This window comes from Aeromicrobium sp. A1-2 (genome assembly GCF_003443875.1).
Lineage (GTDB): Bacteria > Actinomycetota > Actinomycetes > Propionibacteriales > Nocardioidaceae > Aeromicrobium.
The window spans coordinates 2179850-2196819 of record NZ_CP027482.1 but is presented as its reverse complement, the minus strand read 5'-3'; the positions used below and the strand labels follow the sequence as shown (position 1 = coordinate 2196819).

Annotated in this window: 17 protein-coding genes; 8 read left to right on the top strand and 9 right to left on the bottom strand. The window is 68.8% G+C overall.

The features are described from left to right. Positions 1-30 precede the first annotated feature (30 nt). The 5 genes from C6I20_RS10675 to C6I20_RS10655 are packed head-to-tail and all read right to left on the bottom strand — an operon-like array spanning position 31 to position 5493. Positions 31-960, bottom strand: coding sequence for an inositol monophosphatase (locus C6I20_RS10675; protein ID WP_371682636.1), 930 nt, complete (start codon positions 958-960; stop codon positions 31-33). 54 nt (positions 961-1014) lie between these two features. Beyond that, entirely contained in the window at positions 1015-2001 is a 987-nt protein-coding gene (rsgA, locus tag C6I20_RS10670) for a ribosome small subunit-dependent GTPase A (protein ID WP_118395951.1), read from the bottom strand. Next, positions 1998-3284 (bottom strand): 3-phosphoshikimate 1-carboxyvinyltransferase, encoded by a 1287-nt coding sequence (gene aroA, locus C6I20_RS10665; protein ID WP_118398817.1) that lies wholly within the window; start codon positions 3282-3284, stop codon positions 1998-2000. The genes rsgA and aroA overlap by 4 nt, the downstream gene beginning before the upstream one ends. 49 nt (positions 3285-3333) lie before the next feature. Beyond that, a complete protein-coding gene (locus C6I20_RS10660; protein WP_118395950.1) occupies positions 3334-3819 on the bottom strand; it encodes a DoxX family protein in 486 nt (161 codons plus the stop codon). A 45-nt stretch (positions 3820-3864) separates the two neighbouring features. Then, positions 3865-5493: a sigma-70 family RNA polymerase sigma factor gene (locus C6I20_RS10655; protein ID WP_118395949.1), complete on the bottom strand. Its 1629-nt coding sequence runs from the start codon at positions 5491-5493 to the stop codon at positions 3865-3867. Between the two features lie 121 nt (positions 5494-5614). Here C6I20_RS10655 and C6I20_RS10650 point away from each other — a divergent pair, with 121 nt between their 5' ends. The 4 genes from C6I20_RS10650 to rsrA all read left to right on the top strand — a co-directional run bounded on the left by C6I20_RS10650 (position 5615) and on the right by rsrA (position 8055). Next, positions 5615-6268 carry a hypothetical protein gene (locus C6I20_RS10650; RefSeq protein ID WP_118395948.1) on the top strand — a complete coding sequence of 218 codons (654 nt, stop codon included), beginning with the start codon at positions 5615-5617 and terminating at the stop codon, positions 6266-6268. Between the two features lie 37 nt (positions 6269-6305). After that, complete coding sequence (locus C6I20_RS10645; RefSeq protein WP_118395947.1) at positions 6306-7037, top strand: SOS response-associated peptidase; 732 nt, start codon at positions 6306-6308, stop codon at positions 7035-7037. 122 nt (positions 7038-7159) lie between these two features. Further along, positions 7160-7789 (top strand): sigma-70 family RNA polymerase sigma factor, encoded by a 630-nt coding sequence (locus C6I20_RS10640; RefSeq protein ID WP_174232951.1) that lies wholly within the window; start codon positions 7160-7162, stop codon positions 7787-7789. Further along, positions 7786-8055, top strand: coding sequence for a mycothiol system anti-sigma-R factor (gene rsrA, locus C6I20_RS10635; protein ID WP_118395945.1), 270 nt, complete (start codon positions 7786-7788; stop codon positions 8053-8055). The genes C6I20_RS10640 and rsrA overlap by 4 nt, the downstream gene beginning before the upstream one ends. Before the next feature lie 47 nt (positions 8056-8102). Here the strand turns inward: rsrA and C6I20_RS17840 are convergent, their stop codons facing one another. Both C6I20_RS17840 and C6I20_RS10630 read right to left on the bottom strand, forming a co-directional pair. Continuing rightward, the gene (locus C6I20_RS17840) at positions 8103-8177 is read right to left on the bottom strand and encodes a 50S ribosomal protein bL37 (RefSeq protein WP_370249596.1); all 75 of its coding nucleotides are present in this window, start codon (positions 8175-8177) and stop codon (positions 8103-8105) included. A 27-nt stretch (positions 8178-8204) separates the two neighbouring features. Next, a complete protein-coding gene (locus tag C6I20_RS10630; RefSeq protein WP_118395944.1) occupies positions 8205-8576 on the bottom strand; it encodes a thioesterase family protein in 372 nt (123 codons plus the stop codon). 91 nt (positions 8577-8667) lie between these two features. Here C6I20_RS10630 and C6I20_RS10625 point away from each other — a divergent pair, with 91 nt between their 5' ends. The 4 genes from C6I20_RS10625 (at position 8668) to C6I20_RS10610 (ending at position 14795) form a co-directional block, all read left to right on the top strand. Further along, on the top strand, positions 8668-9675 hold the full coding sequence (locus tag C6I20_RS10625; RefSeq protein WP_254052113.1) for an iron ABC transporter substrate-binding protein: 1008 nt from the start codon (positions 8668-8670) through the stop codon (positions 9673-9675). Between the two features lie 68 nt (positions 9676-9743). After that, complete coding sequence (locus tag C6I20_RS10620; RefSeq protein WP_254052112.1) at positions 9744-11234, top strand: iron ABC transporter permease; 1491 nt, start codon at positions 9744-9746, stop codon at positions 11232-11234. Then, positions 11231-12277, top strand: coding sequence for an ABC transporter ATP-binding protein (locus tag C6I20_RS10615; RefSeq protein WP_118395941.1), 1047 nt, complete (start codon positions 11231-11233; stop codon positions 12275-12277). Before C6I20_RS10620 ends, C6I20_RS10615 begins: the two co-directional genes overlap by 4 nt. Further along, entirely contained in the window at positions 12267-14795 is a 2529-nt protein-coding gene (locus C6I20_RS10610; RefSeq protein WP_118395940.1) for an AMP-binding protein, read from the top strand. The genes C6I20_RS10615 and C6I20_RS10610 overlap by 11 nt, the downstream gene beginning before the upstream one ends. On the opposite strand, the gene C6I20_RS10605 is transcribed toward C6I20_RS10610, so the two are convergent. Further along, positions 14785-15285: a GNAT family N-acetyltransferase gene (locus C6I20_RS10605; RefSeq protein WP_118395939.1), complete on the bottom strand. Its 501-nt coding sequence runs from the start codon at positions 15283-15285 to the stop codon at positions 14785-14787. The genes C6I20_RS10610 and C6I20_RS10605 overlap by 11 nt on opposite strands. Before the next feature lies 1 nt (position 15286). Further along, the gene (locus C6I20_RS10600) at positions 15287-16954 is read right to left on the bottom strand and encodes an acetolactate synthase (protein ID WP_118395938.1); all 1668 of its coding nucleotides are present in this window, start codon (positions 16952-16954) and stop codon (positions 15287-15289) included. Positions 16955-16970: the final 16 nt, after the last annotated feature.

Sequence of the window (16970 nt, the reverse complement as noted above, 5' to 3'; positions counted from 1 at the left end):
CTGGTCACACCCGAAGGCGAGGTACTTCGCCTACGTGGCCCCGTCGGTCTGATCGCGAGTGAAGTCAAAGTTGCGCACGTTGTCGGGCTCGCGCGGTGGCTCGTCGTCGGACTCCGGCTCGTCGGTCCACGACAGGTCGGGCGGACCCTGGTCCGGAAAATGCCCGAGATACGCCATGGCGGCATCGTGCAGGCGGCCGTTGGTCGCCAGGGCGTTGTCACCCCACGGGCCGGGCTGCCCGGCCAGGCTCGTGAACGTGCCGCCGGCCTCCCGAACCACGATGTCGAGCGCTGCCATGTCCCAGACCTTGAGCTCAGGCTCGGCCGCGATGTCGACAGCGCCCTCGGCCAGGAGCATGTAGGACCAGAAGTCGCCATAGGCCCGGGTGCGCCAGCAGCGCCTCAGCATGGCGGCGAAAGCGTCGCCCTTGCCGATGGCCTCCCAACCGCCGAGCGAGGCGTAGGACATCGATGCGCTGCCCAGGTCGGAGACCTGCGAGACGTGGATCTGGCGCGACGCCAACAGGGACTTGCCGGTGTGTGCGCCGGTGCCCTTGCTGGCCCACCAACGCCGACCCAGAGCCGGTGCTGACACGCAGCCGGCGGTGATCTCGCCGTCCTCCTCCAGGGCGATCAGGGTCGCCCATACCGGGACGCCGCGGACGAAGTTGGAGGTGCCGTCGATCGGATCGATGATCCAGCGCCGGCCGCCGGGGCCCGAAGTGCCCTCGACCTCGCCGTTCTCCTCGCCGAGGACGATGTCACGGATGCGGGCGGACTTGAGGTTGCGCCGAATGGCGGCTTCGACAGCCTGGTCGGACTCGGTCACGTAGGTCATGTCCGGCTTGGTGTCGACCTGCAGGTCTATCGCGCCGAAACGGTCCATCGAAAGGCTGTCGGCATTGTCCGCCAGCACATGAGCGAGGCGCAGATCGTCGTTGTACGAGTGAGCCATGGCCATCAGAGTACGGCTTTGTGGGCCACTGGCGGCGGATGGCGGGCCGTCAACGTTCGATCAGTGATCGTCCTTGGTGTTCATGCTGGCCAGGATGCGCCGGAACGACTCGACCCGTTCGGGCGCAAGCGTCCCGTCGGCGACCGCGATGTCGAGCGCGCACTCGGGCTCGGTTGCCGAGTGCAGGCACCCGCGGGGACAGTCTCTCGTCACGTCCTGCAGGTCGGGAAATGCCTTGATCAGGTCGTCGATCTCGACGTGAGCGAGACCGAACGAGCGGATGCCCGGGGTGTCGATGATCCAGCCGCCGAACGGCAGCTCCAGGCTGATCGCGGACGTGGAGGTGTGACGGCCGCGTCCGGTGACGGCGTTGACGTAGCTGACCGATCGGTGCGCATCGGGCACCACGGCGTTGACCAGCGTCGACTTGCCGACCCCGCTGTGCCCGACCAGGACGCTGACCCGGTCGCGCAGCACGTCGCGTACGGCATCGAGATCGCCGCCCTGTCGGGTCACGACGACCCGGACACCGAGCGGCTCGAACATCGCGATGATCTCGTCAGGGGAGCCGAGGTCGGACTTGGTGAGGCAGACCAGCGGCTCCATGCCGGCGTCGAACGCGGCCACGAGGCAGCGGTCGATCAGGCCCGCGCGGGGCGGGGGGTCGGCCAGCGCGGCCACGATGACGAGCTGATCGGCGTTCGCGACGATGATGCGCTCGATCGGGTCGTCATCGTCTGCCGTGCGACGCAGCACGGTCTGTCGTGGGGTGACCTCGACGATGCGGGCCAAGGAGCCGTCATCGCCGGACACATCGCCGACGACCCTGACCCGGTCGCCGACCACGACGCCCTTGCGGCCGAGGTTGCGGGACTTCATCGCGGTGATCGTGCGACCCGCATCGTCCAGCGTCACGGTGTAACGGCCACGGTCGATCGTCACGACCCGTGCGGTGTCGGCCTCGTCGTAGTTGGGCCGGATCTTGGTGCGCGGCTTGGTGTGCCGGCGCGGACGCTCGAACCTGGCGTGCTCGTCGTCATCCCTCATGTGAGCATCAGCCGCTCCCAGACGGGGGCGAAGTTGGGGTACGTCTTGACTGTCGTCACGACGTTCTCGACGAACAGGTCGCGGACCCGCAGGCCGAGCACGACGCCGGCGTGTGCCATGCGGTGATCGTCGTACGTCTGGAACGTTGCACCGGTCAACGCCTGCGGGCGGATCTCCAGACCATCGTCGAGCTCGTTCGCGTCACCCCCGAGACGGTTGATCTCGGTGACCAGCGCCTTGAGCCGGTCGGTCTCGTGCCCACGCAGGTGTGCCACTCCGGTCAGCCTGGACGGGCCGGTCGCCAGCGCGGCGATCGCCGCGATGACGGGGGTCAGCTCGCCGACGTCGTGCAGGTCGAGCTCGACACCGTCCAGCGTCGATCCCGCGGCAAAGACCAGGTCCGTGCCGTCGCGCTCGACCGATCCGCCGAATGCCGGCACGATCGTGCGCCAGGCGTCGCCGGCCTGGTCGGTGTGCTTGGGCCAGTTGCGGATGCGGATCGTGCCGCCGGTCACCAGCGCGGCGGCGATGAAGACCCCGGCATTGGACAGGTCCGGCTCGATCTCGACGTCCAGCGAGTCCACCGGACCAGGATGGACGTTCCACCGGTTGGTGTCGCCGGTGTCGACCCGCACGCCGCGGCGGCGGAGCTCAGCGACGGTCATGTCGATGTGCGGCATCGACGGCAGCGCCGCGCCGACGTGCCGCAGGTCCAGTCCCAGATCGAAGTGGGGGGCGGCCAGCAGCAGTGCCGAGACGAACTGGCTCGAGGAGGACGCATCGATCTCGAGCGTGCCGCCGGTGATGTGCTTGTTGCCGGTGACCGTGAACGGGAGCGCGCCGCGGCCGCCGTCGTTGACCGTGACGCCCAGCCCGCGGAGGGTGTCGATCGTGGTGCCCATGGGCCGTACGCGTGCGTGCTCGTCACCGTCCAGCGTCACGTCGCTGCTGCCCAGTGCCGCCAGGACGGGGACGAAGCGCATGACCGTGCCGGCCAGGCCACAGTCGACCGCGACCGGCTCGTGGTCGGGTGCACCGCGATGGATCGGGGTGACGGTCCACGTCATGCCGTCACGCTGGATGGTTGCTCCGAGGGCGGTCAGGGCACCGAGCATCAGGGTCGTGTCACGCGATCCCAGTGGTCGGGTGATCACGGACGGGCCGTCGGCGAGCGCGGCGAGGATCAGCACCCGGTTGGTCAGGGACTTGGAGCCCGGGACCAGCACGGTGCCGTCGATGGGCGTGTCGCGGTAGGGCGCGAGCCAAGGCAGAGGGGCAGTCATCGCCACCAGCCTATCGGCGTACGTCCTTCGGACCGGGACGTCCCGAGGTTCAGCTGCGGAGGTGGTCGATCTGGTCGACCACAGATGCCGCGGCGTCGTTGACGCGATCCTTGGCACGACGACCGATGAACTTCTTGTGCGGGTCCGGGTCGAGCGTTGCCATCAGCAGGCCGCCGGCCATCGAGACGTTCTTGAGGAAATGGGTGCGCTGGTTGGCTCGCGCTGCCGGGTCGCTCTCGTTCCAGTACTGGTGTCCGGCGAACGTCGTGGCGGGCAGAGTCGCAGCCAGACCGAAAGCGGCGAGTCGGGGGGAGCGTCCCGAGGCGAGGGCGAGCCCGCCCAGGAGCTGGGCTGCGCCGTTGAAGCGGACCAGGTTGGGTCCGGTGATCGGCAGCTCCGGGGCCAGCTGCTTGAGCCGATCAGCCGTCGGCTGAGCCTTGGCCGATCGGGCGCCCGGATCCTTGAGCGCCATGGCGCCGCCGTAGACGAACATCGAGGCGAGCATCGGACGGGCCACCGTACGCAGGAGGGTCATGTCTCATTCATACCCGAACCGTGCACGGAGGCAACCCCGGGGGAGTCAGCTGAGCGGCCACAGGCCGGAGCGAAAGGTCGCCGAGTTGTTGGCAGCCACCGGGTCGTCCGCCGCTGAGATGGTCACGCTGCCACGGGGAAGCAGGCCGATGGCCTTGGCGACGAACGTCGTGCCCTCACCCGCGGCCAGCCGACTGGTGCAGGTCAATGTGCGGAGCCGTTGGTTGCGGACCGCGGGCCCGCAGCTCCAGCCCGGACTGGCGACTCCGCGGAACACGACGGAGCTGTCGAAGGACATCGTGATCGTCACGGTCTCGTCGACGGCCCGGCCGGTGTTGACCGCGGCGAGGTCGACGGTGATGCGGCGCTGCAGAAGCGTGCTGTCGTTCGTGACCCGCACCCCGGCGATGCCGTAGTCGGTCGGCGCGACGGGTTCAGGTTCGGGCGTCGGCTCGGGCTCGGGCGTGGACTCGGGCTCGGGCGTGGACTCGGGCTCGGTGACCGACGGTGGATCGGCTTCCGGCACAGGTTCGACCACTGGGGACGGGATTTCGCTTGGTACGGGTGTCGGCACCGTCGTCGGATCGACCGTTGGCTTAGGCTCCGGCTCGGTTGGGCTGGACGGGTCCGCGGAGGGAGAAGGTGGTGACGGGGCGGAGTGGACGCCCGACGCGGTGGGCCTGCCGTCGCTGCCGTCGCTGCCGACGAGTCCGGACGTGACCGCGATGGCGCCGGCTGCGCCGACCGCGGCGACGACGGTCGCCGCCACGACGCCCTGTGCCCCGGCGGCCGACACCACGCCACCGACGGCCTTGAACGGTGCCAGGGCTGCTTCCACGGCCGTGCCGACGAGGCCCTTGGAACCTGCGGCAACCCCGACCCCGACCCACGCGGCGGCCCCGCCCGCGGCGAGATAGCCGCTCGCTGCAGACCCCAGCAGGGCGGGTCCCAACAACCCGGAGAGACTTGAGTTGACCTCGGCGAGCTCGAGCTGGATCCCGGTGCAACGGCTGCACTCGTCGAGGTGGGTCTCGACGCGGGCCGTGTCCCGGGACGAGAGTCCGTGTCGGACGTAAGCCCCCAGCAGGCTGGTCGTGCGGCGGCAGCTGACGTGCAGCGTCGGCGCGAGATGGCTTTGCAGATAGGCCTGTCGCAGGCCTTCTCGCGCTCGGTATGCCAGCGCGGAAACGCTGTTGGCGCTCATGCCGAGCAGGGGCGCAATGTCCGCAGGCTTCTGGCCCTCGACGTCGAGGTGCCACAGCACGAGCTGCCAGCGCTCCGGCAGGGTCGCAAACGCCGTGGCGGCAGCGCCCTGCTCGAACGACATCTCGGCGGGATCGACGAACTCCACCGCCCGATCGAGCTCGGCCTCGTCACCCGTGGGCCGCACCCGCTTCTGTTGGCGAATCCGGTCGATGTGGAGCCGGCGTACGGAGGTCAGGAGGTAGGCACGGAACGACTCGTCGGGCCCCTTGCCGGCCTGGAGGACCGCGAGCACACGAACGAAGGCCTCGGCGACAAGGTCGTCGGCGTCCGGGCCGGGCACGAGCTGACGGGCCAGGCCTGTTGCTGCGCCGCGGTGTCGGTCGAACAGCAAGCCGTACGCGGCCGTGTCGCCACCGCGCACCGCGCCGATCAGCTCGGCGTCACTCGACTCGACCCCGATGATGCGCATGTCCGACACGTGCTGTTCAACGACCCATTCATGGCCCGGTCACGAATGTGTGGCCGATATCGCGTCATGACCTTTCGGCTCGCCCGTCTCATCACTGTCCGACCGCGAAAGGGGGCACCACATGTTCAGCTCGGGCTTGAACGTTGCGCTCCTCGGAGAGGCCGTCCGTGACGGCCGGTCGGACATTGCGGAGGTTGCACTCGAGGTGGGAGCGAGTGCAGCACTGCTGGGCATCCCGCTCCACGAGGTCTTGGACCACGTGGAGCGGGCGTATGCCGGGCACGAACCGGATTTCACGACGACGCGCGCAGCCGCGCTGGGGTGGGCCGAGCGGGCCATGCTCCTGCGGGCGGACGTCTCGTGCGAGGACCCGCTGACATCCTTGGCCAGCACACCGCACGTCCGTTCGAGGCTCACCGAGATCTATCGCGGCGCCGAGCGGGCTGGTCGGCAGGTGGCTGAGACGAGTGCGCTGGTCGTCGTCGAGCTGCCGCGTGATCACCAAGGTCACGGACTGGAGCTGTCGCTTCGGGCGCTCGACGTGGCTGAGGCGCTGCGCGCGGTGTTCGCCGGCGACGAGACCGTCGCGCAGGTGACTCCGCGTCGCTTCGTCGCCCTGGTCGCGAGGGAGCGCGCCGACGTCGTGACGATGAGCCTGCTCGCCATGACCCTCGATCGCGTCCTGGACGGCGACCTCCGACCGCGGCTGTGGGTCGAGCACCTTCCACCGTCGTGCGACGGTGTCGCCCGGGTCCTCGCGGGCCTCTCGGAATAGCAACCGCGCTGTCGGAGGTACGGCCTAGGCTGGAGCCATGTGCGGGCGATACGCGACGACCCAGACCTCGGCCTCGCTGAACCAGGCCTTTGAGGCCGACCTGGTCAACTCCTTCGTCGAGCTCGAGGCCGACTACAACATGGCGCCGACCAAGCTCGCCCCGTTGGTGATCGGCCGACGGCCCGACGAGCTCGCAGCGGATGCCCCACCCAAGCGCGAGCTGATGACGGCTCGGTGGGGTCTGATCCCGAGCTGGGCCAAGGACGCCTCGATCGGCAACCGGATGATCAACGCGCGCACCGAGACGGCCGCCGAGAAGCCCGCGTTCAGGAAGGCGTTTGCAAGGCGGCGAGGTCTGGTGCCTGCTGACGGCTATTACGAGTGGTACACCGGCCCCGCCCGGGAGGGCGAGCCGAAGCCCAAGAAGCAGCCGTTCTACATCACCCCCAAGGACGCATCGGTGCTGGCGATGGCGGGTCTCTATGAGTTCTGGAAGGACCGCGAGTCCGACGAGTGGGTCACGAGCTTCACGATCCTCACGACGACGGCTGAGGACCAGCTGGGCCAGCTGCACGACCGCATGCCGCTGTTCCTCGAGCCCACGGCCTACGACGCGTGGCTCGATCCCACGCCCCGGCCGACCGAGCAGCTGCTCGAGCTGTTGATCCCCGCGGCTCCGGGCCGGCTCGACGCGTTTGCGGTGTCGACGGCGGTCAACAACGTGCGCAACAACGGTCCCGAGCTGATCGTGCCGCTGCCCCCGGAATAGCCGGCCCCTCCTGGCGGTTGAAGAGCGCAGGAGGTCTGATGCTGACTTACGCAACCAACACTGCCGGACGGGCGATCACGCCCCTCAGCAGGCCCGCACAGCCGGGAGTAGGCTGGGAGACAATGATCGTCACCGGTGAGACCCCCGAGAGCGCTGACCTGCGCGAGACTGAGACCAAGGAGCAGCAACAGGCCCGGTTCGAGACCGACGCCCTGCCGTTCCTGGATCAGCTCTACTCCGCTGCGCTGCGCATGACCCGCAGCCCGCACGACGCGGAAGACCTCGTGCAGGAGACGTACGCCAAGGCGTTCAGCGCGTTCCACCAGTTCAAGCCCGGCACCAACCTCAAGGCCTGGCTCTACCGCATCCTCACCAACACCTACATCAACTCGTACCGCAAGAAGCAGCGCCAGCCGCAGCAGATCACGGACGAGATCGAGGACTGGCAGATTGCGCGGGCCGAGTCGCACGGCTCGTCGGGTCTCAAGTCCGCCGAGATGGAGGCGCTGGAGCACCTCCCCGACAGTGATGTCAAGGATGCGCTGCAGGCGCTGCCCGAGGACTTCCGCTATGCGGTCTACCTCGCCGATGTCGAAGGTTTCCCCTACAAGGAGATCGCCGAGATCATGGACACGCCGATCGGCACCGTGATGTCCCGATTGCACCGGGGTCGTCGGATGCTGCGCGAGATGCTCGCGGACTATGCCCGCGACCGTGGCATGGCCGTCACGTCAGCAGGTGACAAGAAATGAGCTGTGAGGGCCCGGACTGCGTCAAGGCGCTGGAAAATCTGTACCTTTTCCTCGACGAGGAGATCGACACCGCGAGCTGTGCGGAGATTCAGACCCATATCGACGAGTGCACTGCCTGCCTCAGCGAGTACGACCTCGAGCGGGTCGTGAAGTCGCTGGTGTCACGGTCGTGCTCCGAGGTCGCACCACAGCCACTGCGCGAGAAGGTGCTGTTCTCGATCCGCACGGTTCAGATCGAGATCACCGAGCAACGCTCGAGCCAGTAGGCCGTCATCGAAGAAGTCCCCGTCCATCGGACGGGGACTTCTTTGTTTCACGAGTTGGGGCGCTTGCCGTGGTTGGCGCCCTTCTTGCGACGCGCACGACGCTTGCGGCCTGTCTTGCCCATTGGTGTTCCTCCTCCGAAGTCGACGCCTCAGTCTCCCACAGGCGCGATTCGGGCCAGGAATCGCTCCCGGTCCACCACGACCCGGCGGACCTCCCCGGTCGCCACGAGCGTGCCACCAGCATCGTGGGCCGCGACCTGGAAACGTACGAGTCGACCGTCGGTGTGGACGACGGTTGCCGTCGCGGTCACCCGCGCGCCGACCGGGCTGGCAGCCAGATGCTCCAGGTCGACCCGGGTGCCGACGCTGGTCTGCGCCGCGTCGAGATCGAGCGCGGCGCACGTGGCCTCCTCGCACCAGGCCAGGACCCGCGGAGTGGCCAGGACGTCGAGATCGCCCGACCCGAGAGCCCGGGCTGTGTCGTCTGCGGTGACCAGGTGAGTGACGGTGGCGGTGTCCATGCGGCAACCGTACGGCCTGCTCCGAGGGGCCAGTACGGTCGGCGCTGCGCGGTGGCCTAAGGTTAGGCAACCCTATTTCGAGGAGTCAGCTGTGAAGACCAAGCGGTTTGCCGGGGCACTTGTTGCCATCGTGACGATGCTGCCCCTCGCGGCATGCGGTGGTGAGGACGGGCCATCGATCACGGTCTACAACGCCCAGCACGAGGAGCTGCTCGACGCCCTGGCCCCGATCTTCACCAAGGAGACCGGCATCGAGGTCAAGCTCAGGAACGGCAGCGACTTCGAGCTCGCCAACCAGCTTGTGCAGGAGGGTGGAGCCTCACCTGCTGACGTGTTCCTCACCGAGAACTCCCCGGCCATGTCCCTCGTGGAGGGCAAGGGCCTGTTCGCCGACCTGGACCGCACGACACTCGACCTCGTGCCGGAGCAGTACCGCGCAACGAGCGGCAAGTGGATGGGATTCGCCGCCCGGTCGACCGTGCTGGTCTACAACACCGACAAGGTGAGCACCGCGGACCTGCCGAAGTCCCTGCTGGACCTGGCCGAGCCGAAGTGGAAGGGCCGGGTCGCGTTCTCGCCGACCGGCGCCGACTTCCAGGCGATCGTCAGCGCTGTGCTGCAGCTCGAGGGTGAGGCCGCAACCAAGAGCTGGCTGGCGGGGCTCAAGGCAAACGGCACCGTCTACCAGGGCAACAACGTCGTCCTCAAGGAGGTCAACGCGGGAACGATCGACACCGGAGTGATCTACCACTACTACTGGTACCGCGATCAGCAGGAGTCCGGCGACAACAGCAACGACTCGGCCGTGCACTATTTCGGCGACCAGGACCCGGGAGCGTTCCTCAGCGTCTCGGGCGCCGGGGTGCTGAAGTCCAGCAAGCACCAGACCGACGCGCAGAAGTTCGTCGCCTTCCTCGCCAGTCGGACCGGGCAGCAGGCCCTCGCCGACAGCTATGCGCTGGAGTACCCGCTCAACGCCGACATCGACCTCGGGCAGGGGGTCAAGCCGCTGTCCGAGCTCGAGCCGCCGGTCGTCGACCTCTCGTCGCTGAACGGTCCGACGGTCATCGCGATGCTGCAGAGCGAAGGATTCCTCTGATCGGCAAGCAGACGCGCAGGGCGGCGCCGCACCGACGCCGGGAGGCGGCACCGCGGTCGCTCGTGCTGGTGTCTGCTGCGGTGGCTGCCTTCGCGTTGATCCCCCTGGGCTACGTCGTGGTCTACTCCGCGACGCTCGGCGGTCACGAGATCTGGGACCTGCTGGTCCGGCCGCGGATGGGTGAGCTGCTGTCGAACACGGTCCGGCTCGTGATCGGGGGTTGCCTCGCCAGCGCGGTCCTGGGCGTCGGATGCGCTTGGATCGTCGAGCGCACCGATGTCCCCGGACGGGCCGTGTGGCACGTGCTGGCGGCCGCGCCGCTGGCCATCCCGGCGTTCGTCAACAGCTATGCCTGGTCGTCGCTGGCATCGGGCGTCGAGGGCTATCGCGGCGCCCTGCTGGTCGTCACGCTGTCCTACTTCCCCCTGGTCTACCTGCCGACCGCAGCGGCTCTGCGCGGGCTCGACCCGGCGCTGGAGGAGGTCGCCCGCTCGCTCGGCAACACGCCGGCGTGGACGTTCGTACGAGTCGTGCTGCCCCAGCTCAGGCCGGCCATGATCGGTGGTGCGCTGCTCGTGGGTCTGCACCTGCTGGCGGAGTTCGGAGCGCTGCAGATGTTGCGGTTCCCGACGTTCACCACCGCGATCTACGACCAGTACAACTCATCGTTCAACAGTGCCGGGGCGAACGTGATCGCCTCGGTGCTGGTCCTGTGCTGCCTGGTCCTGCTCATGATCGACCTGCGACTGCGGGCGAACCGCCGCTTCGCGCGCATCGGCAGCGGAGTGCTCCGGCAAGCCGAGCCGGCCCGACTCGGCCGCTGGCGCGCCCCGGTCCTCGCGGGACTCGTGCTGCTGTCGTCGGCCTCTCTCGGACTGCCGCTGTACAGCCTGGTGCGGTGGCTCATCATCGGATCGTCGACGGCCTTCCCGATCGGCGAGATTGCCGAAGCCGCCGGAACCTCGGTGGGTCTGGGTCTCGTGGCGGCCCTGATCACCGTCGCATTGTCGATCCCGGTCGCCTGGCTCGCGGTGCGCTACCGCACGCGCCGGACGACCACGATCGAGCGGAGCGCGTACATCGCCAATGCGTTGCCCGGAATCGTCGTGGCGTTGGCGCTCGTGACGGTGTCGATCAACTACCTGCCGTCGACGTACCAGACGTACGGCCTGCTGGTGGCGGCCTACGCGATCATGTTCCTGCCGCGCGCGCTCGTGAGCGTCCGATCTGCCGTGGAGCAGTCCGCACCTGTCCTCGAGGACGTGGCTCACGGGTTGGGTGCCGGGAGGCTCACGACCGCGCGGCGGGTGACGTTCCCGCTGATCGCGCCCGGTATCGGAGCCGGTTGTGCGCTGGTGTTCCTCGCCGTGACGACCGAGCTGACCGCGACACTCCTGCTCGCCCCGATCGGGACGACGACCCTGGCGACGCAGTTCTGGTCGAGCTCGTCGTCGGTGGCGTACGGGGCCGCAGCGCCCTATGCGCTCCTGATGGTCCTGATCTCATTGCCCGCGACCTACTTGCTGAGTCGCCGGCCGTCCCTCGGAGGTGCCGCATGACGGGTCTGTTGGTCTCGGACATCCACAAGTCCTACGGACCGAATCGTGTGCTGGACGGTGTGGACCTCTCGATCCCTACGGGCTCAGTCGTCGCGGTGCTCGGACCGTCGGGCGGTGGCAAGACGACATTGCTGCGGATCATCGCGGGCTTCCTGGACGCCGAGTCGGGTTCGATCAGCGCCTCGGGTCGCTCCCTGGTTCGCGACGGGCGTGGGCTGCCACCTCAGCGCCGCGGCATCGGGTACGTCCCACAGGAGGGCGCGCTGTTCCCGCACCTGGACGTCGCGGCCAACATCATGTTCGGCATCCGCGGCTCTGCTCGGCGCACGTTCGACCTCGACGCGGTCCTGACGCTCGTGGGCCTGGACCCCGCGCTGGCTCGGCGCCAGCCGCACCAGCTGTCCGGAGGCCAGCAGCAGCGGGTGGCGCTGGCCCGTGCGATGGCCCCCCGGCCCGACGTCGTCCTGCTCGACGAGCCGTTCTCATCACTCGACGCCGGCCTGCGAGTCGAGACCGGCAGAGCCGTGGTCCGGGCGTTGCGGTCGACGGGCGCCACAGCGATCCTGGTGACCCACGACCAGGACGAGGCGCTGGCGCTGTGTGACCAGGTCGCGGTGCTGAGGGACGGACGGGTCGCTCAGGTCGCACCACCGGTCGAGCTCTACCGCTCGCCGGTCGATCCGGCCGTCGCGCGCTTCGTCGGGAGCGTCGTCGTGCTTCCGGGGACCGTGGCCGACGGCATCGCAACGTGCGCGCTGGGACGGTTGCCGGTTGCTGCTGGCAGTCCGCACGGGGCGGCGCAGATCCTGGTGCGTCCCGAGCAGATCGCGATCGCCACCGATGGGTCCGGGGCGGAGGCCCGGGTCGACCAGGTCAACTTCTTCGGCCACGACGCGACGCTCGCCCTGACCCTGCTCGACGGCGGCCAGACCGTCGACGCCCGGGTGATGGGATCGGTGCTCCCGGTCGTCGGCGACCACGTGACGGTCACCGTGGCCGGTCAGGTCGTGGTGTTTGCCGCATCAGGTAGCCATGATCGCTGAGCGCAGTGCCTTCGCGAGCCTCAGCTCCTACGGGAGCCGCGACGCGCTGATCACGCGGGAAGCCACGTTGAGCCACGCCGACGTGGCGGACCGGATCGAGGAGCACCGTGAGGTTCTGACGGACCGCAAGCGGCTTGTCGTGCTTGGCGGCGCCAACACCGTCGAGACCGTTGTCGCCTATCTCGCGGCCATGGCGCACGGACATGCCGTCGTGCTGGTTCCGGGCGACAACCCGGCCGCACTGGCCGGCATCGTGGACGCGTACGACCCCGATGTCGTGCTGGACCCTTCGGTGGGTGGCTTCGTCGAGCGGCGCAGCGGCACCCGGCACGACCTGCATCCGGAGTTGTCCCTGCTGATGTCGACCTCCGGGTCGACCGGCTCGCCCAAGCTCGTGCGGCTCGGTCAGGACAACGTCGTGAGCAACGCACTGAGCATCGCCGACTACCTACGCATCGACGACAGCCACCGCGCGATCACGACCCTGCCGATGCACTACTGCTACGGACTCTCGGTCGTCAACAGCCACCTTCTGAGCGGCGCCGCGCTGGTCATGACCGATCTGTCCGTCGTCGACGCCTGCCTGTGGGATCTTGCGCAGGATGCTCGAGCGACGTCTTTTGCGGGGGTGCCGTACACCTTCGACCTGCTGGAGTCGACCGACTTCGTCGATCGTGACCTGCCTTCGCTGCGGCACGTGACGCAGGCGGGAGGGCGGATGGCACCCGAGCGAATCGGCGCGTACGCGCGGCTGGGGCAGGAGCGCGGTTGGGACTTCTACGCGATGTATGGCCAGACCGAGGCAACAGCGCGCATGGCCTACCTGCCACCCCAGACAGCCCTGGCACGGCCTGAGTCGTTGGGCGTGCCGATCCCCGGAGGCAACTTCACGATCGAGCCCGATCCCGCGCTCGACGAGGGCGTTGGCGAGCTGGTCTACACCGGCCCCAACGTCATGATGGGCTACGCGACGACGCCGGCCGACCTGGCTCGCGGACCCGAGCTCACCGAGCTGCGGACCGGCGACCTGGCCCGACAGCACCCGGACGGCAGCCTGGAGTGGGTCGGCCGGCGGAGCCGGATCGCGAAGGTCGCCGGCCTCCGGATCGACCTCGACCGAGCCGAACGTGCGCTCGACGGCTGCGGACTGGAAGTGCGGTGCGTCTCGGCCGGTGACCGTGTCACGGTCTGTGTCGACGGAGCACCTGACATCCCGTGCCTCCGTTCGGCCCTCGCGACGCACTGTGGGTTGCCGATGCACCTCGTGACGGTCGATCCGGTCCCGGAGATGCCCCGGACCTCGGCCGGCAAGACCGACTACGCAGCACTCGAGCGGCGGGCACGCTTGCGGCCGGACCAGGAGGCTCGGATCGCCTCGCCGACATCGGGCCCGACTCTGGTCGAACAGATCAGGGACCTCTACGCCGAGCTGCTGGAACGCCCCGACGCGACCCCCGACGACAGCTTCACGACGCTGCGCGGCGACTCATTGTCGTACGTCGAGGTGTCGGTCCGGCTCGGACAGCTCGGGGTCGCGACGCCGCGAGGCTGGCACCGCCGACCGATCCGAGAGCTCGTCCCACGTGCACGACAGACCCGCGGTGTCAGTGTCGAAATGACGATCGTCCTGCGCTGCGTGGCCATCCTGCTGGTCCTGGGCACACATGCGAACCTGTGGACGATCCCTGGTGGCGCGCACGTCCTGCTGGCTGTGGTGGGCTACAACTTCGCCCGGTTCCAGCTGACCGACCAGCCCCGACTCGCCAGGCTGCGCGGTGGACTCGCGTCGGTGGCTCATCTCGCGCTGCCCTGCATGGTGTGGATCGGTGGTGTGGCAGCGCTGCTGGGCACGTATCACGCCGGAACGGTGTTCTTCCTCAACGGACTCGAGGGCAGCAACACGTGGACCGTCCAGTGGCAGTTCTGGTTCCTCGAGGTCATCATCTGGACGCAGGTCGTCGTGCTGGCTGCGCTGGCGCTGCCGTGGGCGCACCGGCTCGAGCGCCGTGCGCCGTACGGGTTCGCGCTGGGGCTCCTCGCGAGTGCCCTGCTGCTCCGATATGCGTTGACCGGGATCGAGGCCGGCCCGACCGAGCGATACACGCCGTCGATCGTGCTCTGGTGCTTCGTGCTGGGTTGGGCCGTTGCGCGGGCCCGTACCAGGTGGCAGCGGATCGTGGTCTCACTCGCAGCCGTCGTGTCGGTGGTGGGCTTCTTCGGTGATCCGCGTCGCGAGGCAGTGGTCGTCGCCGGCGTCCTGCTGCTGGTATGGGCGCATGCCATCGTGCTGCCGGGCTGGCTCGCGCGGGCCACGGCGGCTCTGGCGGCCGCCTCGCTGTACATCTACCTGACCCAGTGGCAGATCTACCCGCACCTGGAGGACCACGTGCCGACGCTCGCCGTGCTGACGTCACTTGCGGGAGGACTGGCCTACCGGCACGCGTGGGAGTCGATCACCCGAGCGGCTCGCCGGACGTTCCGGCGGTCCGTGGGGCCCGGCGTGCCAGTCAGATCCTGAGCGAGAACGCCCACAGGTCGACGCCGGGAAGAGGCTCGAGATCGAGCTCGGGTCGGCGGGTGAACCCGAACGACTCGTAGAGGCGGTGCGCCGGGAGCATCTCCCGCAGCGAGCAGAGCACCACCTCGGTCAGGTCCTCGGCGCGAGCACGGTCGAGGCACGCTGCAACCAACGCCCGACCCACACCGAGCCGGCGGGCGTGCGGTGCGACCGACAGCGTGCGGAGCTCGCCCTGGTTCGGCTCGGTCGCGAGCTGAGCGAACGGCGAGCCGTACGGGCACCACGTCACGGTGCCCAGCAGCTCGTCCTCTTCGACGGCGACCAGCAGACCATCCGCCTGACCACGCGGTGCGGCATCGACGAGCCAGCCGCCGTACTCGTGGTCGAACGTCCCGTCGGGCAGCGTGAGGTAGCCGTCGGCGTCATATCCCGCGACGGTCAGCTCACCGACGGCGACGTGCTCGTCCGCCCGTGCAGGCCGGACGAGCACCTCAGATGCCGGTGGTGTTGCGGGGGTAGGCGGCGTTGACGTCGGTCATGACGTTGACCAGGTAGGGGATGCCCGAGGCGAACGCGCGATCGATCGGGGGCCCGATCTCCTTCGGGTCGGTCACCATCTCGCCGCCGCCGCCCAGCGCGGTCACGACCTGGTCGTAGCGGGTCTGCGGCGCCAGGTCAGCCGCGACGTCGTAGCCGTACAGCCACTGCATGGGTCCCTTCTCCAGACCCCAGGCCGAGTTGTTGCCCACGATCATGACGACCGGCAGGTTGTGACGGACCAGGCTGTCGACGTCCATCAAGGACATCCCAGCGGCACCGTCGCCGTAGAGCAGGACAACCTGGCTCGACGGACGGGCGATGCGAGCGGCCATCGCGGCTCCCATGCCGGCGCCCAGACAGCCGTAGGGGCCGGGGTCGAGCCAGCCGCCGGGCCGCCTGGGCTCGACGAACTTGCCAGCGAACGACACGAAGTCGCCGCCGTCTCCGATCACCACCGCGTCATCGGCCAGGCGGGGCAGGAGCTCGCCGTAGATGCGAGCGGGGTGGATCGGATCGGCCTCGGCGCGGAGCAGCTCGCTGTCGCGCTGCGTGGCGGCGGCGACCTCGGTCTGCAACGTCCCGAGCCACGCAGACCAGTCCGGGCGGTTGCCGGATGTCGACTGCAGGGCCGAGAGCACCCCTGCGAAGACCATCGTGAGGTCACCGCTCGCGGACGCCGCGAGCTCGGCATGGGTCGAGACCTGCCCGGGTGAGTCGGCGATGTGCACGGTCCGTGCTGCGGTCGTGTCGTCCTTCCCGCCGAAGATGCCGTAGCCGAGGCGGAAGTCCAGGGGCGTGCCGACGACGATCACGAGATCAGCGGCGTTGAACGAGGTCGACCGCGCCTTCGTGACGAGCTGGGGGTGGCCGCCGGGGATGATGCCGCGGCCCATGCCGTTGGCGATCACCGGGATGCCGGTCTCCTGGACGAAGTGCAGCGCGGCGTCCTCGGCGTGATCGGCCCAGACGTCGGTTCCGAGCACCAGCACGGGGTGCACCGCCCCCGCAAGCAGACCGGCGATCCGTCCGAGTGCTGCTGAGTCCGGCTCGATCGGCGCGGTCGTGTTGCCCCGTGACTGGGTCGCGACACTCGTGCTGTTGAAGAACTCGTCCATCGGGACGTCGACGAAGGTGGGTCCGCGGTGCGACGATCCGGCGAGGGTGAATGCCTGGTCCATCGTCGGCGCGATGTCGTCGACCGTGCGGGCCGTGGTCGATGACTTCGAGATGCTTTCGACGATCGGCGGCTGGTCGAGCTCTTGCAGGCTGCCCGAGCCCCAGCGGTTGTTGGGGGCGCGGCCGCCGACGACGACGAGCGGCGAGCCCGAGAAGCTCGCCTGCGCGATGGGGCTCACGCCGTTGGTCACACCGGGTCCCCCGGTCAGGACTGCGAGCCCGGGCGTGCGGGTCAGCTTGCCGATCGCCTCAGCGGCAAACACCGCAGTCGGCTCATGACGTACGTCGATGATCGGCATGGCTGGTTCGGCCTTGACCGCGGCGTCGTACATCGGGAACACGTGGGCGCCGGACAGGGTGAACATGTGCTGGACGCCATGTGCGCGGGCCACGTCGACGGCGTGTACTCCGCCGTGACCTTCTCTGGGTTCGGTCTCGCTCATGTGACGCACGTTACTG

Bases quoted from the DNA above. Each gene is read 5' to 3' on its own strand.
- C6I20_RS10640 (WP_174232951.1), top strand. From the start codon at position 7,160: ATGATCGTCACCGGTGAGACCCCCGAGAGCGCTGACCTGCGCGAGACT.
- C6I20_RS10650 (WP_118395948.1), top strand. From the start codon at position 5,615: ATGTTCAGCTCGGGCTTGAACGTTGCGCTCCTCGGAGAGGCCGTCCGT.
- rsgA (WP_118395951.1), bottom strand. From the start codon at position 2,001: ATGAGGGATGACGACGAGCACGCCAGGTTCGAGCGTCCGCGCCGGCAC.
- C6I20_RS10630 (WP_118395944.1), bottom strand. From the start codon at position 8,576: ATGGACACCGCCACCGTCACTCACCTGGTCACCGCAGACGACACAGCC.
- rsrA (WP_118395945.1), top strand. From the start codon at position 7,786: ATGAGCTGTGAGGGCCCGGACTGCGTCAAGGCGCTGGAAAATCTGTAC.
- C6I20_RS10675 (WP_371682636.1), bottom strand. From the start codon at position 960: ATGGCCATGGCTCACTCGTACAACGACGATCTGCGCCTCGCTCATGTG.
- aroA (WP_118398817.1), bottom strand. From the start codon at position 3,284: ATGACTGCCCCTCTGCCTTGGCTCGCGCCCTACCGCGACACGCCCATC.
- C6I20_RS10610 (WP_118395940.1), top strand. From the start codon at position 12,267: ATGATCGCTGAGCGCAGTGCCTTCGCGAGCCTCAGCTCCTACGGGAGC.
- C6I20_RS10615 (WP_118395941.1), top strand. From the start codon at position 11,231: ATGACGGGTCTGTTGGTCTCGGACATCCACAAGTCCTACGGACCGAAT.
- C6I20_RS10655 (WP_118395949.1), bottom strand. From the start codon at position 5,493: ATGCGCATCATCGGGGTCGAGTCGAGTGACGCCGAGCTGATCGGCGCG.
- C6I20_RS10600 (WP_118395938.1), bottom strand. From the start codon at position 16,954: ATGAGCGAGACCGAACCCAGAGAAGGTCACGGCGGAGTACACGCCGTC.
- C6I20_RS10645 (WP_118395947.1), top strand. From the start codon at position 6,306: ATGTGCGGGCGATACGCGACGACCCAGACCTCGGCCTCGCTGAACCAG.
- C6I20_RS10660 (WP_118395950.1), bottom strand. From the start codon at position 3,819: ATGACCCTCCTGCGTACGGTGGCCCGTCCGATGCTCGCCTCGATGTTC.